This is a genomic window from Collinsella sp. AF02-46-1 (genome assembly GCF_003465825.1).
GTDB lineage: Bacteria > Actinomycetota > Coriobacteriia > Coriobacteriales > Coriobacteriaceae > Collinsella.
In genome coordinates this window covers 20,397-43,778 of sequence record NZ_QSBV01000005.1, presented here as the reverse complement: position 1 = coordinate 43,778, position 23,382 = coordinate 20,397, and the positions used below count along the sequence as shown (strand labels likewise).

Below are 23,382 nucleotides of genomic sequence, written 5' to 3'. Positions count from 1 at the left end.
CTACTCCAAGTAGTAGAAATCGTCAGCCGGAAGTTTACCGCCCACGGCGCTCGCGTCCGCGTCGGACAGCACCTGCAGATACCCGCTAAGTGCCGCCTTCATATCCTTGCCCGCCTGGCAGACAAGCATGCACCCGGGAATCGCCTTCTCGGCGATCTTGGCGTTGTCCACGATGCCGGCATCGACCACGGCCTGCGCCCAGTCTGCCGGCGCCGCATTGACGGCCTTCACGCTCGCCTCATGGCAGCTCAAGAACTCCGCCACGGCCTCGGGATGTTCCTCGGCAAACGCGCGGCGCACCACGGTCACACCCGTCAGCAGGCGCGATCCCGTGTCACCCGCCAGCTCGTCCCACACATCGGTCAGGCTCACCGGCGCCGACAGCTTGCCCTCGCTCTTGGCGATGGCCGCCGTCTTGAACGGCTCCGGCAGCACGCCCACGGCGGACGGGTCGGCAAGCAGGGCCGACAGCACTTCGGTGGGCTCGCTCTTAAACTCGAGCGTCACCTGGCCGGTCAGGCCCGCGCGCTCCAGCAGGTAGTTCATGACGTACTCCGGCGTGGTGCCCTTGCCCGTCATATAGACGGTATGGCCCGCCAGATCGCCAAACGAGGCCACACTCGCATCGCCTGTCACCACATTCAGCACGCCCAGCGTGTTGATGTCGATGACCTGCACCGCGCCCTCGGTCTTGTTGTAGAGCACGCTCGCCACGTTGGCGGGCACCAGGGCAATGTCGATATCGCCCTGAATGACCTTGGGCACAATCTCGTCGGCGGCAGTGTTAATCGCAAAGTCGAACTCATTGTCCGTCTCGCCATCGGCCGCCCGGTCCATAAACTGCACCAGACCGATCGAGGTCGGCCCCTTGAGCGAGGCGACGTGTACCTTGACCGGCTCTGCAGCAGCACCGCCCGCAGCAGACCCGGCAGCCGAGCCCGCGGCGGACCCGGCACCGGCAGCCCCGCCGCCACAGCCCGCAAGCGCAAGCGACAAGGCGCCCGCGGCGAGCACCGAGGCAAACCCCCGGCGCGACATCTCAAAATCAAACGCGCGCATCGCTAGCACGTCCCCTCGTTGGGCATCGTCCATGCTTGATGGTCGGTATGCAGCAGCTCCTCGGCCAGCGGCGAGAACGGCTCGACCAAGAACTCGCGGTAGCACGCTTGGACATCGGGATTCTCGTGCGAGAAGCGAATGTCCGCAGCGGCATCCAGGCCCCACAGCACCTGGCCGCGCTCGGCTGCCAGCTCGCAGCCGTCGTGGATGGGCTGACCGCCGCCACCGACGCAGCCGCCCGGGCACGCCATGACCTCGACGAAGTCATAGCTCGCACGGCCGTCGCGAATCGCATCGAGCAGGCGGGCGGCGTTACCCAGCCCGTGCGCCACGGCGACGCGCACCTTGGTGCCATCGATATCGGCCATGGCTTCCTTCCAACCGTCGAGCCCACGCATCTCGGTAAAGAAGTCGGCATCGGGATTCTTGCCCGTCACCAGGTAATATGCCGAGCGCACGGCGGCCTCCATCACGCCGCCCGTGGCGCCAAAGATCACACCCGCGCCCGTGCCAAAGCCCAGCGGCGTATCGAGCGGCTCCTCGACCAGCGTGCCGACGCTCACGTGGCTTGCGCGGATCATGCGTACCATCTCGCGCACCGTCAGCGCAACGTCCACGTCGGGCGCGCCGTCCTCGCCCACCATGCTCGGCAGCGCGCACTCGGCCTTTTTGGCGGTGCACGGCATCACGGACACCACAAACAGGCGCTCGGGCTCCACGCCCAGAACCTTGGCGTAATAAGTCTTGGCGACAGCGCCAAACATCTGCTGCGGCGACTTGGACGTGGACAGGCTGTCAACAAACTCCGGATAGCGCGCCTTCACAAAGCGCACCCAGCCCGGGCAGCAGCTCGTGAACATGGGCCAGCCGCGGCTGTCGCCCTCGCCCTTGGCGGCCTTACTCAGGCGCTCGAGCAGCTCGGAGCCCTCCTCCATAATGGTGAGGTCGGCCGAGAAATCGGTGTCGAACACGTACTCAAAGCCCACGCGGCGCAATGCGCAGGCCAGGCGCTCAACGGTGGCCTGCTCGCGCGGAATGCCGAGCTCCTCGCCCCAAGCGGTGCGCACGGCTGGCGCGATCTGCACCAGCACGATCTTGTCGGGATCAGCGAGAGCGTCGAACACGGCCTCGGTGTCATCGCGCTCGCGCAGCGCGCCCGTGGGGCAATGCGTGATGCACTGGCCGCATGCGACGCAGTCGGTCTTGCCGATCGGCGCGCGCCCGCGGGTGCCCACGGCGGTGTGCGTGGCGCGGTTGGTCAGGTCCCAAATCCCCAAGCCCTGGACGCTCTCGCACACCTTGATGCAGCGCATGCATTTAATGCACTTGTCGTTGTCGCGGATGATGGGAAAGTCGAAGTCCCAGCCCTCGCGCGCCAGGTGCTGCTCGTACGGCAGATAGAAGATGCCCAGGTCGTTGGCGATGGTCTGCAGGTTGCAGTTACCACTGCGCACGCAGCTCGTACAGCGCGAGTCGTGCTGGGACAGCAGCAGCTGCACGTTGGTGCGACGCGCCTCGCGGGCCTTGGGGCTGTTGGTGTGGACCACCATGCCGTCGAGTACGTAGTTGTTGCAGGCGGCAACCAGCTGGTCGCAGCCCTCAACCTCGACCACGCACACGCGGCAGCCGCCGATCTCGTTCAGATCGCGCTGGTAGCAAAGGGTGGGAATCTGGATGCCGACGGACTTGGCCGCATCTAGGATCGTGGTGCGCTCGGGCACCACGACTTCACAGTTATCGATAATGAGCCTGACCATGTTGTGCGCCCCGTTCTCGGTGTTGTCGCTGACGGTGGTTTTGTTAGGCTCTACCATTCCAGGTTCCTCCCTCCGCGGAACGCGCCAAAGCCAAAGTGGTCGCAACGCAGGCAGCGGCTTGCCTCCTGGCGTGCCTCCTCCTCGGTAAGGCCCTGCTCGACCAGATTCCAATCGTGGATGCGCTCGCCGGCCTCGCGCTCGCCCAGCTCGCAGCGGCCGCACTCGTGCTTACCCTTAAACTGGACGGTCGGCAGTTCGACCTCGAGTTTGATCTTGTGATCAAAGCCCAGGTAGCGGTCGATGTTTGCCGAGGCCACGCGGCCGGCGTTGATAGCGCGGATAACGGTGGCGGGGCCGGTCTGGCAGTCGCCGCCGCTAAAGAGACCATCGAAGTTGGGCACGGCGCCGTCCGAATCGGTGACGACGCAGCCCCACTTGCAGGCAATGCCCATCTCCTCAAACGGCTTGGAATCGATGTCCTGGCCAATCGCCACAAACACGCGCTCGCAGGGGATGACGCGCTCTGGCGTAGCGGCGGCACGCGGGGCCGGACGCCCACGACGGGGCTCGCCGATGATCTGCGGCTGCACGCGCAGGCCACTCACGCGACCTTCCTCGCCCGTCTCGATAGCGAGCGGGGCGGTCAACTCCAGCACCTCGCAGCCCTCGGCCTGGGCGCCGGCGATCTCGGCGTCCTGGGCCGTCATGTCGCAGATGCGGCGGCGGTAGACGATGCTCACCTTCTCGGCACCGCAGCGCACGGCAGAGCGGGCCACGTCCATGGCAACGTTGCCGCCACCGATGACGCACACGCGCTGACCGCTCAGGTCGGGCAGCTCGTCGTCGCCGATGGCGCGCAGCATCTTGACGGCCGACTCAACGCCGGGCGCCTCTTCGCCCGGAAGGCCGAGCTTCTTGTCGTTGTGGGCACCGATGGCCAGGTAGACGGCATCGTACTCGTCACGCAGGCGGGCGAGCTCCTCGCCGCGCACAGAGTGGTCGAGCTCCACGTCGATGCCGGCGCTCAAGATCCAGTCGATCTCGGCCTGCAGGCGCTCGCGCGGCAGACGATAGCTGGGGATGCCGTAGCGCAGCATGCCGCCCAGGTGGTGACGCTGCTCAAAGATGGTCACCTTGTGGCCCATCACGGCCAGGTAGTAGGCGCAGGAGAGGCCGGCCGGGCCGCCGCCGACCACAGCGACACGCTTGCCGGTATTGTCCACGACATGCGGCTTGTAATCGTTGAGGTCGCTGTGCTCAACGGCAAAACGCTTGAGGGCGAGGATGTTCATGGGATCATCGACCATGCCGCGGCGGCAGTGCATCTCGCAGGGATGCTCGCACACCAGGCCGCAAACGAGTGGTAGCGGGTTGTTCTTGCGGATGACCTTGACGGCATCGGCATAGCGGCCGGCCTCGACCAGCGAAATGTACCCGGGAATGTCGACGTGCGCCGGGCAGCCCGAAACACACGGGACGCGGGCCTCGCGGTCAAAGCCACAGGAGTGCTCGCGGATGTGGTGCTCAAAATCGTCGCGGAAGCCACGAATAGCTGTGAGCGCCATGGCGCCGGCTTCGTAACCGATGGCGCAGTCGCTCGAAAGATAGATGGTGCGGGCCGTGCGCTCAATCAAGTTGAGCGTGGACTCGTCGGCGCGGCCCTCGAGCACATCGGCGAGCAGATCGCTCAGCGCGCTCAGGCCCACGCGGCAGGGCGTGCACTTGCCGCAGCTCTGCGTCGAACACAGGTTGACGAGCGCTGCCGTAAACTCGACGGGACACGGGGCGAGCGAACTCACCGCCAGACGGCGTCCGAGCGCATCGTGCAGGTCGTCCATGACGGCCTGAGCGTGGCTGCGTTCCATTACATGCAGTCGAGCCATAAGATCCCCTCTCACATGGCAGCCCGGAGGCGAGGCCGGGCGAAATTGCTACACGCACAACACTGACCTAAAAAGTTGTTAGGTCTCAACGCAGTTCGGCAGGCGGCATGAAATGTCACCCTCAGCGGTGAAATAGAACATTACCGCAGATAAATGCCATATTTGATAAAACGCGTTACCAAACGACAATGCCCCGCCCACGCAATCACGTGGACGGGGCATTGCTCCAGGTATGCTGTCAGCGACCCTGTTGCTTTTACTTAAGCTCGGGCCAGTAACCCTTGTTGGCCTCGATCATGTCGTCGAGGACCTCCTTGGCGACCTTCATCGAAGGCACGGTCTTGTTGAGCGTAAAGGCCTTGAGCGCCTTCTCGTACGAACCCTCGATCGTAGCCTCGACCACGAGCTTCTCGGAGTTCAGCTGCTGCATCATGAGGCCCTGCTGGAACAGCGGGATGTTGTCGCGGCTGATGACCTCGGGGCCGTTCTTGCCAATGTAGGCAGGCAGCTCGACCATGGCGTCGTAGGGCATGTTGGGGATAGCGCCCTTGTTCTCGCAAATGACCAGGAAGCGCTGCTTGGTATCGTTCTTCAGAGCGATAGCCAGATCGGCAATCCAGTCGCCGTGGCTGCCCGCATAGAACGTGCTCTCGTCGATCTCGCCCGTCTTCTCATAGTGGTCGATGCCGTCGAAGAGGTTCTTCTCGCGCGTCTCCTCAACCTCGTTTGCACGGGTGCGCTCGGGGTTGGAATGCTCGACGAACTCCTTCTGCTGCAGGTAGTAGTTCAGGTACGTGTTGGGCAGGTACTCCGGGAAGCACTCCATGATCTCGTACTCGCCCTTCCAGACGTAGTACCAGCTGCCCTTGGTGTGGCGATTCTGCTCGGGGTGCTCGTCGGTGGCTTCCTCGGGCTTCTTGGACATCAGCGAGCTCATGCCCTTGAGGTACGAATCGGGCAGCAGGATCTCATGCTCCTTGATGTACTCGCGCAGCTGCGGGAGCACCTCCTCGCCCTTGTGGCGAATCGAGGTGAACCAACCGAAGTGGTTGAGGCCAAAGTAATCGTACTCGACATCCTTCTTGTCGATATCGAGTGCGGCGCAAACCACGTCGATGATCGCGATCGGCATGTCGCAGATGTTGATGATGCGAGCGTTGGGACGCAGCACGCGGCAGCCCTCGGAGACGATGGCGGCAGGGTTGGAGTAGTTGAGAATCCAGTAATCCTTCTTGGCGTACTTCTCAACGTCATCGATCAGCTCGACCATGGGGAAGATGGTGCGCATGCCGTAGGCAAGGCCGCCGCAACCGCAGGTCTCCTGACCCACGCAGCCGTGACGCAGCGGAATCTTCTCGTCCTGCTCGCGCATGGCGTAGCCGCCCACGCGCATCTGGGCAAACACGAAGCTCGCGTCGGTAAAAGCCGTCTTTTTGTCGGTGGTCACCGTGAGCTTGATGTCCAGGCCAAGGTCCTCGTGCAAAATCCAGTCCACGAGCACGCCGATCTTGCGCTGGCGCTCCTCGTTGATGTCGTACAGACGAATCTCGTCAACGTCGAGCTCGTCCTTGCGCAGGGCGATGGACTTGACGATGCCGGGGGTAAAGGTGGATCCGCCACCACACAGAGTAATGATCATTGTTTACTGCTCCTTCTCAATTGCGTTTTCGACCTTGTCGCGCATCTCGGCAACCTTCATGCCAAAGATGATCTGGATATTGTTGCCGTTGCGGTTGATACCGCTGTTGGGCACGTGGTTGATGAGGTCCTCATTGATGAGGTCCGGGTTCTTAACGTTCACGCGGAGACGCGTAAAGCAGTTCTCGAGCTCCTCGATGTTGTCCTTGCCACCAAGACCTGCGACCAGGTCGGCAATGCCCGCATCGACGCCCTCTGCGGGAGCCGCGGCAACAGCGCCCTGCTTCACCGCGACAGACGCGGCGGCCTCGCCCTCGGCAACGGACTCGGCGAGCTCGGACTCCTCCTCGCGACCAGGCGTGTGGAGGTTGAGCTTCTTAATGAGGAAGGTAAAGAGGAAGAAGTACAGAGCGGCGTTGACGACTCCGAGCACGAGCATCATCGGCCAGTTGGTCTTATCGACACCGAGGACCAGGTTGGAAACCACGATGTTGATGATGCCGCCTGCAGTCGAAGCGGGCACGGAGAGGACCTTGAGCAGGACCAGGAAGATGCCGGAAAGAACCGAGTGAACGACAAAGAGCACGGGAGCGGCAAAGACAAAGAGGAAGTCCATGGGCTCGGTGACACAGGAGAGCACGGCGGTGATGATCAGCGGGATGATAACGGCCTTGGTCTTATCCTTGTTCCCCTTGTAAGCGGTGAAGATAAAGGCGAGACCGATACCGATGTAGGGCCACAGGTTGTTGAAGGTGTAGCTGTTGAAGTAGGTGCTATCGGAGAAGGGTTGGCCCGTCATTGCCATCTCGGCGACACGGATGGGATAGGCGCCGGCGATAACCTGATCACCCAGCGTAAGGGTGCCGCCCACATCGGAGAACTGGAACGGGGTGTAGATGAGGTGGTGCAGACCGGTGGGAACGAGCAGCTTGTTGAGCATGCCGTAGATAAACAGACCAATGTTGCCCGACTCCTTAATGATGCCGGCAACGGAGGAGATGGCACCCTGAACCGGAGGCCAAACGATGCAGAAGCCAGCGCCCATGATCCAGGAGATGATGATCATGATCAGGAACGGGAAGCGAACGCCCGAGAACATCGAAAGGGCAATGGGGAACTGCTTGTTCGAGTACTTGTTGAACACGGCGCCGGTGATGCAACCAAGAATGATGCCGCCAAACACGCCGGTATCGAGCACCTGAATGCCCATAACGGTGCTCTGGCCGGTTCCGGTAAGGCCGAGCATGCCGCTCGCTTCGGCAAGAGAGCCGGTGGCGTTGAGCACGATGTTATTGGCCTGCAGGAACAGGAAGAACGACATCAGGGCGATCAGCGAAGCATGGCCCTTGTTCTTCTTTGCCATGGCGCCGGCGATGCCCACGCAGAACAGAATCGAGAGGTTGTTGATGATAAACATCAGCGACTGATAGACAACGGCGCCCACAAGCTGGAACGGACCGGAGCCCAGCACAGGAATCACGGCGCAGATGGTCTTGTTGGTCAGAATAATGCCCACGATGAGCAGAATGCCGGCAACCGAGAGATACATCATCGGCTGAACGATTGACTTCGCGAACACCTCCAACGGCGCTTTGAAATTGAACTTCTTTTTTGCGGTCATAGCGGTACTCCCCTTCCTTTTCCGCAAATTAAGACAGATGTGCCCTGGACAAGGCCATAAGCCCTGCCTTATATCAATCGATGTGTGGGCACGTTATGCCTAGAGACCAGGTTCTCCAAGCAGGTTAACAATGTGATATGCGAGATAACTCTTCTCGGCATCGGTAACGACAACGTTATAGGCAGACGACAAGTGGGCGGCTATGGCGTCCGCGCACGAGAACGCGCACGGATACTTAGTTTCATCGATTCGGAACAGCGCATCGTCATTGATCTGCCCGGCCGCGGGGTCAAGCGCCCGCTGTGCGAAAAACTGCAGGTGGCGGACGAAACGCTCATAGGGCAACGAGGTGTCGTCGAGGGTCGCAGCGTAACGATCGGAAACAATCGCGAGTACGTCGCGAACAAGCTGGACCGAGATGATGAGACGGTCGGAGCGTTGCGGCATGGTGGCGTTGACGATATGCAGCGTAATAAAACCCTGCTCTTCTTCGCTCATCTGGATGCCCATATACTCCTTGACAATCTGCAGCGCACGGCCCGCAAGCGCATACTCCTTGCGATAGAACTGTTGGATCTCGAGCAGCAACGGATTCTCACAGGAGACGCCCTTGCGCTCGCGCTCCAAAGCAAGGCCGATATGGTCTGCGAGAGCAATGAGGATCTTGTCGTTGATATCAACATTGAGCTCTCGGCGGAGCATCTGAACAATGTCCTCGGCAATCACGAGGTTGACGGTGGGAATGGACTCCAAAAGATGTGCCAAGCGGTCAATCGTACGCGAATCCTGAGAAGTTCCCTCCTGCAACGCGTAGGTCTTTTCGATCGACGCCTCGTCGATGGCATCGCCGGCATGACGACCAAAGCAGAGGCCTCGACCGATGACGATGAGCTCGGAGCCATCGTCCGAAGTGACCATTGCGACGTTGTTGTTAAAAACTCGCTTGATAACCACGGTACCCACCACAAGAATTTACTCGGAAAGCCAGACGACAGGCTCTTTAACAGCAACGGGGCCGGAAGCATGCTCGCGAAGAGTCGAATTCTCCGAGCGCTCGCACACGATAACGAAGACCGTGGGATCGAAGCCGGCGGCGCGGACCGCGTCGAAATCGACCTCGACGAGGGGCTGGCCCGCGTCGACATGGTCACCCTGGGCAACAAGCGCATGGAAGCCCTTGCCCTCAAGTTTAACAGTGTCGATTCCGATATGCAGCATCACCTGAGCAGAGCTGTCGTCAGACATGATGCCCAGCGCGTGCTCAGTCGGAAACAGCGCCGCGACGGTGCCGGAGACGGGAGCGCACACCGTTCCCTCTTGGGGAACCACGGCAACGCCATCGCCCACGGCACGGCTGCTAAAAGCGGGATCATTGGTTTTTTCTAGGTGAACAAGCTCGCCGGAAACAGGAGCGAGGATTTCGAACTCGGAAGTTGCAGTCTTCTGCTCATCCGAACCGCCCATCAGGCGAGAAAAGAAACCCATGGTGGCATGTCCCTTCATAAATATAGCCCAACCAAAATCAAGCGAATGCGTCCATAGAGACACATCCGTTCAAAGACTTTGGTTAGGCCCACGTCCGAGGGACTCGGTAACCTTCCGCATTTCTTTTTACGGGAGCTATTGTAGACAAGCCCAAAGCCAGAATAATCATTATGACCGGTGAGCGGTATTTATTCTTCGATAAACGGTATTTAGGCAGCACTTGGGGACGTTCCTTTTCTGCCGGCACTCGGGGACACTCCTTGCAGCAATTTCGCATGCGTTAGATGAAGAGCTCGCATTCCTTCCGCACGACGCAAACCTTGCTCAGCATCTGGGAAACAGCGGATAGCTCGTTGGGATCAAGCTCGCGAGCGCCTCGCGGGCATACGGCGATGCAGCGCATGCAGGAGATGCACGCCTCGCCAGCTGCTCGTTTGGGGTCACCCTTGTCGATAGCACAAACGGGGCACGCCGCGGCGCATGCACCGCAGGAGACGCAATCCTCTGTTGCCTCAGGTGCCATGCGGTGACCTCTGGCTTGTTTATAAGGACGATTGCCGGGAATAGAGGGCTCGGATGTATCCTCAGCCAACAGCTTTTGCTGAATTTGCTGCGCAAACTCTGCGAGCTGCGCCGCATCCTGCGCATCCGGACGACCGGCAGCAAACTGTCGCGCAATGGAATGTTCTGCAATGGCTGCAACTGCCGCGATTACCCGGAATCCCGCATGCTTCGCAACGTCCTCCAGCTCTACGAGCGTGTCCTCAAACGCGCGGTTTCCGCAGACGCACACCAGAACGGCCCGCGCTCCGTTGCCGTGAACCATGTTCAGTCGGTCGACCGCCACGGCAGGGACTCTGCCGGCATACGCCGGCACGGAGATAACAGCCACGTCGTCCTTCGTCATCGAGACCTCGTGGAAATCCAACCCGCTATCGGTCAGATCGACGGTAACGGTATTATTGTCCAGCGCCCCGGCCACAAGGCCAGACACCTTCCGCGTTCCACCCGTCGGACTAAACACAATTTCGAATACGCTCATCGAGGCACCCTCTCCCTACGCCCGGCAACGCGTCAAGCTGTTTTCACATTCAGACAGAGTATACGGCGCATGAGGGGGAGCTCCCCGTTTTGGTGCGCCAGGCACCCCAATGCACCCACCCTACGCTGTCTGCCTCTTCGTTTTGTATAAATTACGGTACAGATTGTATATATTTACGGGATACCGCCGTGTTCTCCTGAGGTACCTCATCCTGGCCCGTACAAAAAACGGAGTATTCTGCAACGTGACCGCGCCAGCACCGCCGCGGGTGGGCAAAACTGTAGGGCGCCGTATCATTCTAAGTCCCGACATGGCGAGAATGACGCGCCCCCTGCTCCGGAAAACGGCGAAATCTGACTCGGAACGCTCGCTAGGGATATCCGAAGGCCACCGTTGGCGACGTCGAATCATATGCAGACAACTCGAACTGCAGAATACTCCAAAAAATGCACGGCGCACCCCATAGGACCCATTGCTGCATGGCAGGAAACAAGCCCACGGCATCCTCTAGATGCATTCCCGAGGAAATCACATTTGAACTAGCGATCGGATACGGCAAACAAAAGGGCCCCGAACGTAGTTGCTCGGGGCCCTTGGTTCACCTCGCTCTAGCGGGCGATGCGTATGTTATTTGCGCTTGCCGCCGCCGTCGCCGGGGCGACGGGAGCTGCTACCGCGCTTGCCGCCACGGCTGTTGCCATAGCTGCCACGATTATCGCGACCGCCGGCACGGCCGCCGCGGGAGCCGGCCTGGTTGCCGCCACGCCCGCCACGATAGCCGCCACGACGCTCATCGCGGGTGTCGTCGTAGTTGCGCCAGTCATCGCGACGATCGCGGCTGGCACGCGGGTCGCGACGATCGCGCGACTCATTCGAACGACCGGCGCCGCTGCGGCCACCGTTGCCACGAGCGCCCTCGCGACGCTCACCACCGCGGCCGCCCTCGCGGCCTCCGCGCTCGTCAAAGCGCTTGCCGCCGCGGGACTCGCCACCGCGGGTACCACGCTCGTCACGCGAACCACGGCCTTCGCCGCCGCGACGCTCATCACGGCCACCACGCTCGCCATCGCGACCGGAGCGACGACGGTCACCCGAACCGCGCTTGCCACCGCGCGAACCGCGGCCCTCGTCTTCGCGCTCAACACGACGACGACCGCCACGGTCCTCGTCTTCACGACGACGGCGGTGCGCTTCGCCCTGGAACTGCTTGGCACGGCGCTCGGCACGGTTGCCACGCGGGGTCTGCTCGACAGCAGCAGCACCCCCGCGCTCCTCGGCAGCCACCTCGCGAGCCACGCTCTCCACAGCCTCGTCCACGCGAGCCTGAACGCCCTCGCGCACGCGGGTCTTGCCGCCGCGCTTGGGACGGCTCGGACGCTCGCCGTCGCCGCGACGCTCATCGCGACCGCGGTTGGAACGACCGGCAACATCGCCGTAATCGTCGCCGTTGCGCTTGCCGTCGCGACGTGCCTGCTCGAGCTTCTTCTTGCTCTTGGACTTGCCGCGCTTGGTCTTCTTCTTCACCTTAAAGGCCGCAGGGTCGCGCTCGGGATCAACCGCGGGCGGGTTGGGACCCACATGCAGGTCGCCGGCCTCGTAGATGTCGGCGGTCTTGTCCATGAGCTTCTCGATCTCATAGAACTCATCGACGTCCTGCTCGGTCACAAACGTGATGGCCCAGCCCAGCTCACCGGCACGGCCCGTGCGGCCGATGCGGTGGATGTAATCGGTCGGCTCGGCCGGCACGTCAAAGTTCACGACATAGCGCACGTCGCTGATGTCGATGCCGCGGGCAAGCACGTCGGTTGCCACCAGCACGTCGACGGTACCGTCGCGGAAGGCCGAGAGCGCGCGCTCGCGCTGGGCCTGACTACGGTTGCCGTGAATCGCGGCGGCCTTGATGCCCTTACGCTCCAGACGACGGCAGCAGCTGTCGGCGCGGTGCTTGGTACGCATAAAGACGATGGTGCGCTCCGGACCCTCCTTCTTGAGGAACTCGGGCAGCAGGTTGTTCTTGGCCTCGATGGACACCGGGAACACAAACTGGTCGACGGTGTCGGCGGTCGACGTGGCAGGCGCGATCTCCACGCGGGCCGGATCGCTCACCAGGTCGGTGATCTCGCCCACGGCCTCCTCGTCGAGCGTGGCCGAGAACAGCAGCGTCTGGCGCTCGGCCGGCGTCTCGCGCACGATGCGGCGGACGGCGGGCAAAAAGCCCATGTCGAGCATGCGGTCGGCCTCGTCCAGCACCAGCACCTTGACCTCGTCCAGGTGGCAAGCGCCCTGCTCGATCAGATCGACCAGACGGCCCGGCGTGGCGACCAGAATGTCGCAGCCGTACTTGAGCGCCGCGGTCTGCGGCTTGTAGCTCACGCCGCCCACGACGGTCACGGCAACATGGCCGGTGACGTCGGCAATCTTGCTGGCGACCTCGTCGATCTGCTGTGCGAGCTCGCGCGTGGGGGTAATGACGAGCATCACGGGGCCGCGGCCGTTGCCCTCGGGCTTCTTGGCGCCGCGACGGCGGTTGCGGCCGCCGCGCTCGCGCACGGGCTTGGGCGGAGCAATGTGCTCCAGATTGTTCATGGTCGGCAGCAAGAAGGCGGCCGTCTTGCCGGTGCCGGTCTGAGCGGCGGCAAGCAGGTCGCGGCCCTCGATCACCACGGGGATCGAGCCGGCCTGCACGGGCGTGGGCGCCGTGTAGCCCAGGTTCTCGATGGCACGAAGCATCTCGTCCGAAAGTCCCAGCTCGTCAAAGGCGGGCAGGTTCTCGGTCGCGGACTCGACGGCCTGGGCAGCATTGGCCTCGTCGGCAGCATCGAAGGCAGCCTGGGTCATGGCCTCGCGGGTCTCGTCCAGAATCTCGGCGTCCGTGACGTCAGATACAGAATTACGCATATGTTGTTGTTCCTTATCTGCACGCGTTATGGGCACGGCATGCAGCCGCGCGGGGCGTGCTTGGTAGTGCGCTAATACATACAAAACAGGTGCGCACAGAGAGGACGTTGCTCAGCACGCTGGCGATCGCTTTGGCAGCCCTATCACGCGCCGTCCAGACGCAGCGGCCCTAAGCGATGGAGCAGATTCGCCGCCGGTTAGTATACCCGCGCTTCGCATGCCCCCACGTAAACCACAGATGACGGGGCGGGTCTGGGCCGATTGTCTCAATCTGTAACAGTTACGAGACAAAACCGGGTCTACACGTTACAGATTGAGACGAACTCAAACATCGCAAAACATAATCTCGATCTGTAACAGTTAGAGGTCATTTTCCCCGCTAGATGTTACAGATCGAGATGTTTGACATGAGCTGCCAACGATTGAGCAGCCACCCGCATCTGTAGCGAAATGTCATACATTCTCATCTCCACTGGACACCCCCAGGGGGTATGGGTGTATAGTATCGGCAGGTTAACAATTCAAACACTACGCCACAGAAAGGAGAAGCCATGGCTCAAGATAAGTTCGATGTGGGCGGCATGACATGCGCCGCCTGTCAGGCGCACGTGGACCGTGCCGTGAGCAAGCTCGACGGCGTCCAAAGCGTCGCGGTCAACCTACTCGCCGGTTCCATGATGGTCGACTACGACCCCGCGCAGGTCTCCCCCGACGATATCTGCACCGCTGTCGACCGCGCAGGCTACTCGGCCTCGCCCGTCGATGCGGGCACCGGTGCCGCCGGCTCAAACGGCAGCACGCAAGCCAGATCCGGCGCCACCCATATGGAATCGCCCACCAAAAAGCTAGAGGCCACTGCCTCCGCCATGCGCACCCGTCTCATCATCTCAATCATCTTTCTCATTCCGCTGTTCTACATAGGCATGGGACACATGCTCGGCTGGCCGCTGCCCAGCATCTTCACCGACCACATCCACAGCATGACGCTCGCCCTCACCGAGCTTGTCCTGCTCATCCCCATCGTCTACGTCAACGACGCATACTTTATCAACGGCTTCAAATCACTCGTGCACGGCGCGCCCACCATGGACGCTCTCATCGCCGTCGGCGCCACCGCCTCCATCGCTTGGTCGCTCTATGCCATGTTTATCATGGCCGACCAGCTGGCCACAGGTCAGGTGCACGAGGCCATGATGACGGGCATGGACAACCTGTATTTTGAGAGTGCGGGCACGATCCTGTCGCTCGTCACCGTGGGCAAATACCTTGAGACGCGCAGCAAGTCCAAAACCGGCGGCGCCATCGAGGCGCTGATCGACCTGGCGCCCAAGACCGCGACCGTCGTTGCCGACGACGGTACCGAAACCACCGTCGACGTCGACAGCATCCTTCCCGGCCAGGTCCTGCGCGTGCGCCCCGGCGAGTCCATCCCCGTCGATGGCGTGGTGCTCGAGGGCAGCTCGGCCGTGGACGAGAGTGCGCTCACCGGCGAGTCCATCCCCGTGGAAAAGGTCGCCGGCAACACCGTCAACGCCGCCACGGTCAACCGCACCGGATCGTTTACCTTCCGTGCCACGCGCGTGGGCGCCGACACGTCGCTCGCCAAAATCATCCAGCTCGTCGAGGACGCCAACGCCACCAAGGCGCCCATCGCCCGCATGGCCGATAAGGTCGCCGGCGTGTTTGTGCCCGTGGTGTTCGTGATTTCGGCCGTGACCTTTGCGGCGTGGATGGCACTGACCGGCAGCATCAACGAGGCGCTCACCTCCGCCGTGGCCGTGCTGGTGATCAGCTGTCCGTGCGCACTGGGTCTGGCCACGCCCGTCGCCATTATGGTGGGCACCGGCAAGGGCGCCGAGATGGGCATTCTGTTTAAGAGCGCCGAGGCGCTGGAGAATCTGCGCAGCGTGGGCACCGTGGTGCTCGATAAGACGGGCACGGTCACCCGCGGCAAGCCGGCCGTGACCGACATTGTGGTGGCCACGCGCGTTGACGGCTCGCCCGCCATGAGCGAAAAGGCGCTGCTCAAGCTGGCCGCCGCGTTGGAGCGCTCGAGCGAGCACCCGCTGGCCGAGGCGATTATGGCCGAGTGCGAGTCGCGCGGAATCGTCGCGCGCATGGTCGAGGACTTTGCCGCCGTGCCTGGACGAGGCGTTACGGCGCGCGAGGGACAAAACGCCATTGCAGCCGGCAACGTACGCCTGATGGACGAGTTGGGCGTTACCGTGCCCGCGGGTCTTGCCGAGCAATTTGCCGCCGAGGGCAAAACACCGCTGTTCTTTGCCAAGAACGGCGAGCTTATCGGCACCATCGCCGTGGCTGACGAGGTCAAAGAGACGAGCGCCGGGGCCATCGCCGCGCTGCGCAAGCTCGGCGTCGACGTGCGCATGCTCACCGGCGACAACCGCGTGACGGCCGAGGCCATCGCCCGCCGCGTGGGGCTGAGCAGCGAACAGGTCATCGCCGACGTCCTCCCCGCCGACAAGGAACGCCACGTGCGCGAGCTGCAGGATGCGGGCGGCAAGGTCGCCATGGTGGGCGACGGCATCAACGACTCCCCCGCCCTGGCGCGCGCCGACGTGGGCCTTGCGATCGGCACCGGCGCCGACATCGCCAAAGAAGGGGCAGATGTGGTGCTCATGCGCAGCGACCTCATGGATGCTGCGCGCGCCATCGAGCTGTCACGTGCCACAATCCGCAACATCAAGCAGGACCTGTTCTGGGCGCTGTTCTACAACGGCATCGGCATTCCGCTGGCGGCGGGCGTGTTCTTCCCCCTCACCGGTTGGCAGCTCTCGCCGATGTTCGGCGCCGCGGCCATGAGCCTATCGAGTGTCTGCGTCGTAAGCAATGCGCTGCGCCTGAAATCCTTTAAGCCTAAAGTGGCAAAATAGGCTCACCATTAAGTCCATTTAGAACGGGTTTTCCAGGTGCCCGAGATTGACCTGAAAGAGGAGCGACGCGTACTTTGGTACGCGAGCGACGGCTTGAAGGTCAAGGTCGGGTGCTTGGGAAAGCCGACACAACAGAGAGGAATACCAATGCGTTACACGATTAAGACTTCGGGCCTTATGTGCGGTCACTGCGACGCTACTGTCGAGACGGCACTGCTCAACGTGGCCGGCGTGACCGACGCCGACGCCGATCACGAGACCCAGACCGTCCAGGTGGAGTGCGCCGACACCGTGACCGCCGAGCAGCTCGCCGCCGCCGTCGAGGGCGCCGGCGAGAAGTTCCACGCCCTGTCCGTAACCGCCGCGTAACGACCCACGCGTACCCCGACCAGAAACGAGGACCCGCCATGATGGCAGACCATAAATCGGTGACCCGCATGCTCAAGACGGCACGCGGTCAGATCGACGGCATCCTGCGGATGGTCGAGGAGGACCGCTACTGCGTCGATATTTCCACGCAGCTCATGGCAACGCAGGCGCTCATTGCGCGCATCAACGCCGACGTGCTCAAGGCGCATATCGAGGGCTGCGTGACTTCGGCAATCGAATCGGGCGACGAAGACCTCAAAGCCGCCAAGCTCGCCGAGATCGAACGCGTCGTCGACAAGCTCTCCAAGTAATTGGGGCATTGGGGACGGACTGCTTTGCACCTTCTTGGTGCATCGGGGACAGGTATGTTTGCACCACATTGGTGCAGATTGACCTGTCCCCCTTGCTCTAAATCGGGTATAAAGGCGTGCGGCATATCGAATGAAAGGCAATTTGCATGAATGACTTTATGAAGGGCCGCAATGGCGCCGATGAGCTCACCATCGTTATGGGCTTTTCCGGCATCGTCATCGCGATGATCGGATCGATAGCCCGCATCCAGTGGCTCAGCTGGATTGCCATCGCCGTCATCGTGATTGGCGTGCTGCGCGGCCTGTCCAAAAACATCGATGCACGTCGCAAAGAGAACGAGGCCTTTGTCGCCGCGACTGCCAATGTTCCCGGCTTGGGCAAGTTCGTCGCCAGCTTGGGCAGCGGGGCCGCAGCGGCCAGCACCTCACGCGCGGCCGGCACCAGTAAGGAAGACTTTGAGCGTGCCAAGCGAACGGCCAAGAAGATGTGGAAGGGCCGCAAGACCACGGCATATCTCAAGTGCCCCAACTGCGGTCAGATGCTCTCCGTCCCCAAGGGCAAGGGTAAGATCCGCGTCACCTGCCCCAAGTGCCACGCCAAGATGGAAACCCGCTCCTAGCGCCCGCACGCGGGACAAATTAATCAGGTTTGCTTGTCCCAAATCTTAAGTATTTGTTCGATAAAAAAGCCGAGGCCTCGTGTTGAGACCTCGGCTTTTTGCATGCGGCAACGGAGCTGCCCCTTTGTCACATCTACGCCACACCGTCGCGGGCGAGCTCCTCGGCCAGCGCCTCGGCCGGCATGGCCATAATCGCGTCGAGCTCGGCATCCACCTCAGGGATGCACTTCACCTTGAGCTTGCGCACCAGATCACCGCGACACATCACATGCATCGGCTCACGCAGCGCGCACAGGTCATCGAGCGGGTTCTTGCGCGTCACCAGGATATCGGCAGCCTTGCCGCACTCGATCGTGCCGGTCTCGCCGCCCAGCCCCAGCAGCTCGGCATTGACTTGCGTAGCCGTATGCAGCGCAAAGGCGTTGCTCACGCCCACGTACTTGGCAAAATAGGCCACCTCGCGCCACATGTCGTACTGCGTCACGAACGGGCAGCTTGAGTCCGTGCCCAGGCCCACCTTAACGCCAGCTTCCAGTGCGGCACGGGCGCTCTCGATGATGCCCGAACACACAATGTCGCCGTTCTTCTTTTGCGTGTCGGTCGAATGGGTCTTCTCCGGATCGAGCAGCACAAACGGCAGCGCGGGGCTGATAGTGCAGGTAACGCTGGGCGCACGCCCCTCAAGCTGCGTGCCCGCGGCGCCGCGGTACAGTTCCAAGATCTCGGGAGTCATCGGGGCACCGTGCTCGATCGTATCGACGCCGGCCTCAAGCGCGGCCTTCACGCCCTCGGTGCTCTCGACATGAGCCATAACCGGCAGGCCCACCTCGTGCGCAGCCTTGCACGCCGCCGCGGCAACCTCGACCGGCATGCGCAGCACGCCCGGCTCACCTACTTCGGTCGCGTCGAACACGCCGCCCGTCACGAACAGCTTGATGACGTCGGCACCGCGCGCATGCAAGTCACGCACTTGTTCGGCCGCCTCATCGGGGGTATCGGCGACCTGCGCGAACAGCCCCGCACCGTGACCGCCCGGCACCGTGACACCCGTTCCCGGCGCCACCAGACGCGGACCCTGATACTTGCCGGCGTCGATAGCGTTGCGCACGGCAATATCGGCAAACAGCGGGTCACCCGCACCGCGCACCGTGGTCACGCCGCTTGCCAACTGCTGCTGGGCGCTGCCTTTGAGGATGTGGCGGACGATGGCGCGGCCCACGGGATTATCGAGCTTCTTCATAAGTGCGCCCGCATCGCCGGCCGAGACAGGCTTGCCCGAGCCGCACAGATGCGCATGCATATTGATGAGACCGGGCATGAGATACGCACCACCCAGGTCGATAACCTCGGCACCTGCAGGCGCCTGCGCCACAGCACTCGGCCCCATCCAGGTGATGACGCCGCGCTCAACAGTCACGGCCATATCGGGTTGCGGCTCCATATGTTCCGAACCATCCAGAATGGTCGCATTGATAAACAACGTGGAACGATCGGCAGACGCCATATCGAGCTCCTCCCTCACGATTAACTTGAACATTTGTCCATTATCACCTAGTCCCGCTGGATTGCTGCAGACGCATCGGTTAACGGAAGGAAGAGAGGATGTGGGGGACGGAATACGTTGCAATCCCATCCCAGCGGCACTAGGGAAATCTCTCGATCTATAACAGGTAGACCGGGTTTTAGCAGCCAGATGTTACAGATCGAGATCTTTCGGCACCGCGTCCAACCTTTGTCTCGATCTGTAACAGTTGGGTCGAATTTTGGCCGTTAGATGTTACAGATTGAGAACTTTCACCAGGCGCCAACCTTCTGTCTCGATCTGTAACAGCTACGAGGCCAAACGGCCCCTTGTTGTTACAGATCGAGACAAACTCGGCAGAAACAACCACATTCGCGTCAGTTGCACCCCTTAGCACCCATACCACTGACGCTTCCATCCCTCAGCCAAATCGGCCCGCTGCGAAATACCCGCCAGCCTCATCTTTTCAGCCAGCTTCCCCGGGTCTTTGAGTTCATCAAACGTAAACCGAAGCACCTTATGCCCGAGCATTGTCAGATGAGATTCCCGCTGACGCTCTGCCACGAATGGGTCAACCGACTCCCGACCCCCGCCGCTCTGCAAGGTGTACTTCCCCTTTCCGTCGAGCTCGCCGATGACACATGTCCCGTCCTCGAGCCGCCAAAAATAGTCGACGCGAAACACCTGGCTCGGATCGAGCGGGTCGCGAAACTCCACCTGCAGCTCCGGAACCGGAAAGCCGTACGCAATAAAGAATGCTCGGAACCGAGACTCGCCGCCGTTTTCAGACAGCCCGTCCGCATACGACGCAATCACCTGTGCCCTGCGATACCCTCGCCTGCCCTCGCAATCGGCGCGGAGACACTCGCACAGGTCATCGCGCGATACGCCCCTTGCCCTCAATGCAGAATCGGCAATCGCCAACCCGTAGGAGAACGGCGCACGCAGCAAGCAATCCTCCACCGTGCGCCAAAACGACGTCGCCTGCACGCCGTCGACTTGTTCAAGTGCGCCCGCCGCCTGCGGACGCAACAGCCGACATCCTGCACTCAGCGGCACCGAGCAACCTGTCTTAACAAGATATCGTGGCCCAAGCAGATCATTCGGCACCTCCAGACCCCACAAAAGCGCCGCGTCATAGCCCCAAAACGCCCAATCGGGATGAAACTCTGCAAGCCCTTTGATGGTACGCAGCGCTCGCTCCGCCGGCGTCAGTACACCCCAATCATGTTGAAAGCAGAACAAATACGGCTCGGGCTCCGCAATATCATCGGTTCCCACATGACGCCGTAGCCACATGAGCTCGGCATTGTCATGCGTTGCGAGCAGCGCACCTTGCTCGGTCGCCTCCGTGAGTCGCGCGAGCATCCTATTCCGCGCCAACGTGTTGCGAGTCGTATGCTTGTGCTTGAAAACGGTATTAGACACTTCCATCACCACCACATCGGACAAATGAACCATCGTCACCGTTGCCTCCGCCGACAAATGTCTTGATCTGTAACAGTAAACCGTTCTTCAGGCCCCTAAACGTTACAGATTTAGACAAACCAGCGGTGCCCAAGCGTTCGTCTCGATCTGTAACAGATAGGCTGGTTTTTTGTCCCCAAACGTTACAGATCGAGACAAAAAGGCAAAAGGCAAGGCAGGCGACAACCACCCATCCCCTACTCCCACTCCTGCTCGTAGATGTTGAGCGACTTTACGTACCGCCCCTGGACGCCCATGATGTCGCGGACCAGACGCAAGAAGAAGCTGATGCACGAGGTGTCAAAGCCGTCCTGCAGGTCCTCCGGATGCACCGCACCCGGCCCATCGACCGCCGTATCGCTCAGCCGCGCGATGTCATACAGGTAGAGCTGTCCCGCCGTAAGCCAGACATCATCGACGCAGGCGAGGCGCACCGCAATCGCGCCGTCACTCCAGTGCTCCTTCTGCACGATATGCGGATCGTAGACATCAAAGCGATGATCGGTGCGCGTGTCCTTCAGCACGACCATGCCGGACGCAGGATCCTTGTCCAAAATGCCAAAGCGCGAGAAATACTGCGTGTCGCGTACCTGCTCGAGCCGCTTGAGCGAGGCAGGCGAAAGCGATGCCGGCGGCTCGTCAACATATAGCTCGAGCAGCGTTTTGCCATGGCGATAGGGGCGCTCAAACAGCAGCCAATCGGTAAACGCCATGTTGTAGGCCATGATTTCGTTTTGCGAAGGCTCGGTGCAATAGCTGAGCCACGGGTCGACAATGATCTCGAACTGTTCGCGCGCCGGCTCCAGGAATTGAAACTTCCGCAGCATCCAAAAGTGAGCCATGTCGGCAATATCGTTGCCGACGGCTTCAGCCAGCTCTGCTCGGTCAAAAGCGTGGTCAGTCATGGCATCCTCCTCAAACTGATGGACCTCAATTTGAGCTTACAAGGAGGGTGGGCAGCCACGACCAGCGCGGGCAAAATAGGCCTCCGGCTGCAAACCAGATGCTGACCAAACACTTGACGAAAAGCTTGACCGAAAATGCGCGCCGCAACAAAACCGCAGGTAAACATCGACGGCCAACCCGCCCTTTTGAGCCAGATGCCCGCAGCCACCACTTAAACAACAGGTGACCACAGCCCAAGAAGTCGACAAATGAACGCCCGTACGTCGACAAACGAGCAAACTGCTCGCAAATCCGCAAGGAGTGTCCCCGAATGCCGACAGAAAAGGAACGTCCCTAACTGCCGGCACTTAGGGACGTTCCTTTTGTGCCGGCAGTTGGGGACAGCCCTTGCCGATTCGATTGTTGAATATCTCCGTGACTACTTTACAGCTCCAGCGCATCGGCGACTTCAGCAGCGCAGGCCAGGGCGTCGGCCATAGCGTTCACCACGAGCGAGCTGCCGTTGCGAGCGTCGCCGGCAACATACACCGGCGCGGCATCCGCGGCGACGCCGTCGACACGCGCCGCAAGATGCGAGCCCTCGGCAGCCATCACCGGCAGCGGACGGCCAGCGGCGGCAACAGGCACGCCGGCAGCGTCGAACACGCTGTGCTCCGGGCCCGTAAAGCCGCAGGCAATGAGCACCAGCTGGGCCGGCACCTCGTGCTCAGAGCCCACGATGCACTCGGGCTTTCCCGCCGACCAGTCCAGATCGACCACGCGCAGGCCCGCAGCCGCACCCTTCTTGTCCAGCAGCACCTCGAGGGTATCCACGCCCCAGGCACGCATCTCGCCACCCATCGCAGCGATAACCTCTTGCTGGCCGTAGTCGGTCTTCTTAACGTTGGGCCACTGCGGCCAGGGGTTGCTCGCCGCGCGCTTATCGGTCGCAGCCGGCAAGAACTCAAACTGGCGCACGCTGCGCGCGCCCTGACGCACGGCGGTACCCACGCAGTCGTTGCCGGTATCGCCACCGCCAATGACCGCAACGTCCAGGCCGCGTGCATCGATGGCAGGCTCGCCGCCATCGAGCACCGAGACGGTCGAAGCCGTCAGGTAGTCCACCGCGTACACCACGCCGGGCGCGTCAATATTCTCAGCAGCCAGTCCACGCGGAGCACGGGCGCCGGCAGCCACCACGACGGCGTCAAAGTCGTCGAGCCTGGCGGTAACCTTGGGATCGCTCACGTCGGCACTCAGCTCGAACACAATGCCCAGCTCGCGCATGAGCGCCACGCGACGCTCGACCACGGACTTCTCGAGCTTCATGTTGGGAATGCCGTACATGAGCAGGCCGCCGGGGCGGTCGTCGCGCTCAAACACCGTCACGCGGGCGCCGCGACGCGCAAGCTCCCATGCAGCCACCAGACCAGCAGGACCGGAACCCACCACGGCAACCGTGGGTGCGCCCTCCCCCGCCGGCTCAAAGCGGCGCGGGCCACCGTTTGCCCACTCATGGTCGCTGATCGCACGCTCGTTGTCATGGATCGTCGTGGGCTGGCCGTCGACCGAACCCAGGTTGCACGCGGCCTCGCACAGTGCCGGGCACACGCGGCTCGTGAACTCGGGCATGGGCGAGGTGAGCGACAGGCGCTCGGCAGCCTCATCCCAGCGGCCGCGGTACACCAGCTCGTTCCACTCGGGAATCAAGTTGTGCAGCGGGCAGCCGCTCGGGCGCGCCTTGCCAAAGCTCGCGCCCATCTGGCAAAACGCCACGCCGCACATCATGCAGCGGCTCGCCTGGGCGCGACGTGCGTCGTCATCGAGCTCCACATACAGGGGATCAAAATCATGACTGCGCTCCTCCACGGGGCGAAGCTCGTGGGTCACGCGATCGATATCAAGAAAAGCACCGGGCTTACCCATGGCAC

17 protein-coding genes are annotated in these 23,382 nt (G+C 61.9%); 4 read left to right on the top strand and 13 right to left on the bottom strand.

Annotated features, from left to right (window positions below; genetic code table 11):
- The 9 genes from DWV20_RS03110 to DWV20_RS03070 form a co-directional block, all read right to left on the bottom strand.
- On the bottom strand, positions 1–1,059 hold the full coding sequence (locus tag DWV20_RS03110) for an ABC transporter substrate-binding protein (RefSeq protein ID WP_117855796.1): 1,059 nt from the start codon (positions 1,057–1,059) through the stop codon (positions 1–3).
- Positions 1,060–1,061: 2 nt separating this feature from the next.
- A complete protein-coding gene (locus tag DWV20_RS03105) occupies positions 1,062–2,873 on the bottom strand; it encodes a [FeFe] hydrogenase, group A (RefSeq protein ID WP_233539763.1) in 1,812 nt (603 codons plus the stop codon).
- Positions 2,867–4,699: an NAD(P)-binding protein gene (locus DWV20_RS03100; RefSeq protein WP_118256355.1), complete on the bottom strand. Its 1,833-nt coding sequence runs from the start codon at positions 4,697–4,699 to the stop codon at positions 2,867–2,869. The genes DWV20_RS03105 and DWV20_RS03100 overlap by 7 nt, the downstream gene beginning before the upstream one ends.
- Before the next feature lie 256 nt (positions 4,700–4,955).
- Positions 4,956–6,338, bottom strand: coding sequence for a 6-phospho-alpha-glucosidase (locus tag DWV20_RS03095; protein WP_118256354.1), 1,383 nt, complete (start codon positions 6,336–6,338; stop codon positions 4,956–4,958).
- A 3-nt stretch (positions 6,339–6,341) separates the two neighbouring features.
- Positions 6,342–7,958: a PTS transporter subunit EIIC gene (locus DWV20_RS03090; protein WP_118256353.1), complete on the bottom strand. Its 1,617-nt coding sequence runs from the start codon at positions 7,956–7,958 to the stop codon at positions 6,342–6,344.
- 99 nt (positions 7,959–8,057) lie between these two features.
- The gene (locus tag DWV20_RS03085) at positions 8,058–8,912 is read right to left on the bottom strand and encodes a PRD domain-containing protein (RefSeq protein ID WP_233539762.1); all 855 of its coding nucleotides are present in this window, start codon (positions 8,910–8,912) and stop codon (positions 8,058–8,060) included.
- 18 nt (positions 8,913–8,930) lie between these two features.
- A complete protein-coding gene (locus DWV20_RS03080; protein WP_158563755.1) occupies positions 8,931–9,443 on the bottom strand; it encodes a PTS glucose transporter subunit IIA in 513 nt (170 codons plus the stop codon).
- 280 nt (positions 9,444–9,723) lie between these two features.
- Complete coding sequence (locus tag DWV20_RS03075) at positions 9,724–10,485, bottom strand: 4Fe-4S dicluster domain-containing protein (RefSeq protein ID WP_118094491.1); 762 nt, start codon at positions 10,483–10,485, stop codon at positions 9,724–9,726.
- 627 nt (positions 10,486–11,112) lie between these two features.
- The gene (locus DWV20_RS03070; RefSeq protein ID WP_199581774.1) at positions 11,113–13,383 is read right to left on the bottom strand and encodes a DEAD/DEAH box helicase; all 2,271 of its coding nucleotides are present in this window, start codon (positions 13,381–13,383) and stop codon (positions 11,113–11,115) included.
- 551 nt (positions 13,384–13,934) lie between these two features.
- Between DWV20_RS03070 and DWV20_RS03065 the strand changes: the two genes are divergently transcribed.
- From DWV20_RS03065 to DWV20_RS03050, 4 genes are all read left to right on the top strand, one after another.
- Positions 13,935–16,277 carry a cation-translocating P-type ATPase gene (locus tag DWV20_RS03065; protein WP_117759898.1) on the top strand — a complete coding sequence of 781 codons (2,343 nt, stop codon included), beginning with the start codon at positions 13,935–13,937 and terminating at the stop codon, positions 16,275–16,277.
- Positions 16,278–16,424: 147 nt separating this feature from the next.
- Positions 16,425–16,646 carry a heavy-metal-associated domain-containing protein gene (locus DWV20_RS03060; RefSeq protein WP_006235338.1) on the top strand — a complete coding sequence of 74 codons (222 nt, stop codon included), beginning with the start codon at positions 16,425–16,427 and terminating at the stop codon, positions 16,644–16,646.
- A gap of 38 nt (positions 16,647–16,684) precedes the next feature.
- A complete protein-coding gene (locus DWV20_RS03055) occupies positions 16,685–16,957 on the top strand; it encodes a metal-sensing transcriptional repressor (protein ID WP_006235337.1) in 273 nt (90 codons plus the stop codon).
- Between the two features lie 146 nt (positions 16,958–17,103).
- Entirely contained in the window at positions 17,104–17,577 is a 474-nt protein-coding gene (locus DWV20_RS03050; protein WP_117759490.1) for a hypothetical protein, read from the top strand.
- A 133-nt stretch (positions 17,578–17,710) separates the two neighbouring features.
- Here DWV20_RS03050 and DWV20_RS03045 read toward each other — a convergent pair whose 3' ends face one another.
- The 4 genes from DWV20_RS03045 to DWV20_RS03030 form a co-directional block, all read right to left on the bottom strand.
- Entirely contained in the window at positions 17,711–19,081 is a 1,371-nt protein-coding gene (locus DWV20_RS03045) for an amidohydrolase family protein (RefSeq protein ID WP_233508922.1), read from the bottom strand.
- A 408-nt stretch (positions 19,082–19,489) separates the two neighbouring features.
- Entirely contained in the window at positions 19,490–20,566 is a 1,077-nt protein-coding gene (locus tag DWV20_RS03040) for a hypothetical protein (protein WP_147336390.1), read from the bottom strand.
- A gap of 197 nt (positions 20,567–20,763) precedes the next feature.
- Positions 20,764–21,471, bottom strand: a complete 708-nt coding sequence (locus DWV20_RS03035) for a hypothetical protein (RefSeq protein WP_117843055.1) — start codon at positions 21,469–21,471, stop codon at positions 20,764–20,766.
- A gap of 424 nt (positions 21,472–21,895) precedes the next feature.
- Complete coding sequence (locus DWV20_RS03030; RefSeq protein WP_118256352.1) at positions 21,896–23,377, bottom strand: glutamate synthase subunit beta; 1,482 nt, start codon at positions 23,375–23,377, stop codon at positions 21,896–21,898.
- Positions 23,378–23,382 lie beyond the last annotated feature (5 nt).